General features: G+C 44.2%; 3 protein-coding genes. 2 read left to right on the top strand and 1 reads right to left on the bottom strand.

Annotated elements, in window-relative coordinates; all coding sequences use genetic code 11:
• Window positions 1-119: 119 nt before the first annotated feature.
• Complete coding sequence (locus A3757_RS22490) at window positions 120-1,145, bottom strand: response regulator (protein WP_068566518.1); 1,026 nt, start codon at window positions 1,143-1,145, stop codon at window positions 120-122.
• Between the two features lie 223 nt (window positions 1,146-1,368).
• Here A3757_RS22490 and A3757_RS22485 point away from each other — a divergent pair, with 223 nt between their 5' ends.
• On the top strand, window positions 1,369-1,863 hold the full coding sequence (locus tag A3757_RS22485) for a DUF6586 family protein (protein WP_068552970.1): 495 nt from the start codon (window positions 1,369-1,371) through the stop codon (window positions 1,861-1,863).
• A gap of 64 nt (window positions 1,864-1,927) precedes the next feature.
• Window positions 1,928-2,173: a hypothetical protein gene (locus A3757_RS22480; RefSeq protein ID WP_068509110.1), complete on the top strand. Its 246-nt coding sequence runs from the start codon at window positions 1,928-1,930 to the stop codon at window positions 2,171-2,173.
• The last annotated feature ends 51 nt before the right edge of the window (window positions 2,174-2,224 follow it).

Below are 2,224 nucleotides of genomic sequence, written 5' to 3'. Positions count from 1 at the left end.
AAACTTTAATGCTAAAGTTGCGATCCAGTACCACGAGGCCGACATCGATGGTTTGCAGCATATCCATCAGCCAGTGAAATTCTTTTATATCTATCTGTGATCGTTCCATAGTTCGGCTATTAATCCATCAAGTAGGAAAGTCGTTTGTTCAAATTGTCCAGTGAATCTTCAGTGAACAGTAATAACAGGTCGCAACTAATGTTGTAGTTTTCAATTTCGTAAGTGATTTCAATGGCGAGTGTTTTCTTCCAGCGCTTGGCATTGGCTTTGATCAATTCACTTACTTTGACATGCTGCCCTAAAACAACCGGGTGCCCTTGACTGAAGGTGGTGTCGAGTTGTTGGGCAATACCGTTAGTACAGGCGCCCACTAGAATACTGGCCACTTCCATTAGTAGCTCAAGCTCAACCATGCGATCGACTTCGCCTTTGTAGTCGAGCAGCTTGGCGATATCACCAAAACTTGAATCACTGAAAATGAGCAAGGCTTCGCCACTAATACCCGAACCGATAAAACCTTGGCAAACGGCAGAGTAGGTGTCTTGTTGCTCGGTGAGTGATAAGGCCATTTCTAACTCACTAACTTCGAGCAAGTTAACGTTTGGTATAGGCAGTTTTACGAAGACTTTCAAAAGCCGAGCGAGTAGGTCAGCTGCTTGTCCCATTGCGACATTCGCTATTTCTTGCATGCAGTCGCGGGTGCCAATATTGCCGATTTCACCTTTCTTAATTATCGGTGCTCTTGCAGGCGTAGCAGGAGCGGCTGAGGGCTCTGGTGCTCTGTAAAGGCCAAATTTCTCAAGTAGCTCTGTGAGCGCTTCAGTCGAAGTAGGTTTCTTAATGAAGTCGATTGCGCCTAGAGCCTTAACGCGTTCATGTGCTTCAGGTTGAATATCTCCTGATACGACAATTACCATCGTTGGCAAATCTTGTTTCTGAATCTGCTCTAAGGTTTCATAACCATCCATGACTGGCATGTTGAGGTCGAGAAACATAATGTCTCCCAAGCCTTCTTTAATGGCTGCCAATGCTTCTTCACCATGTTTCGCAAATGAAACTTCTATTTCCCAGTCACTTGGCAAGGTTCTCGCCATTTGCTTTCTAGCTACGCTGGAGTCGTCGCAGATCAGGACGCGTGTTGTCATATGAAAAGGTCTTTCCACGGGATGTATTTATGATTACTAATTAAAGTGCATGAATGCCCATTCAGCAAGTCTTCAGGATAATTAAAGTTCCATATTCAGAGCAGTCATGACCCCATGCTCTGAATGGGGTATACTGGAGCGTTTATTAGTCTCAGGTATTAGTCTGGAAATCCAATTTAACAGGGTTTCTGGGCTGTAAGTGTGTGTCGACGGAGTCTTTTAGGTGAGTGATATTAAGAGCAGGGTGAACACTTATTTGTATGCAGCACAAACACAAGCAAAGCAGGCAGAGACAAGTACTAATGCTGCGCTTGCACAGGCTGCCGTTGTTGGCGCTAGTTTGAGTTTGAAGTATGCCTGGGAAGCCTGGCTAGAAGAATTATCAGCCTATTTAAAGATCCCTGCTGACGCCTTGCAAGATGAGTCTTCAGAATTGGCGCAGAATATGCCCGATTGCCAGTTCCTGTTTGCGCAGAAGCAGGAGCAAGGAAGTTGGTATCAACGCTTGTTGGCTTTATCTGTTGACCCTCTGCTCTACAGAGAAAATTCGCCGCATTCTAGGCAAGCAGCTAGCACAGAAGCAAGTGTGCCTCGAATTGAGGTTATTAATTTGACCGAGACAGCTATTGAAGGTGATAGAGAGCTGACTTTGTTAGAACTTATTGAAGAAGTAAAAACTTATATTCAGCAAAGGCGAGAGCAACAAACAGAATGGTAAAGAAGGCCGCAGGTACTATATAACTTACCTGGTGAGCAGGTTTCTATATAAATTTGGAGTTTGAATGAGTAGCGCATTTTTAGAGATAGTTGAATTAGAAAACGGTAGCTTCGCCTTGAAGCGAATGGATGATGACGGCGAATTCTTGGTCGAAATCCAATTTTCAGAAGAGGTTGAAGGCTTTTTGGGGGAGCATAAAGCAGCGATAGCGAAAGCAATGATCGGTGCGGGTGTTCAAGCTGCCGGGGCACTATCTAAATCGATTGTCGAAGCTGAAGAAAAAGAGCGTGAAGACCGTATATTACATTAATTCGAACAACCCTCGGTTGGACAAAAAACATAAGAGATATAGTTAGGAGTT

It is taken from the genome of Oleiphilus sp. HI0117 (assembly GCF_001635235.1).
This window is presented reverse-complemented; position numbering and strand designations above follow the sequence as displayed.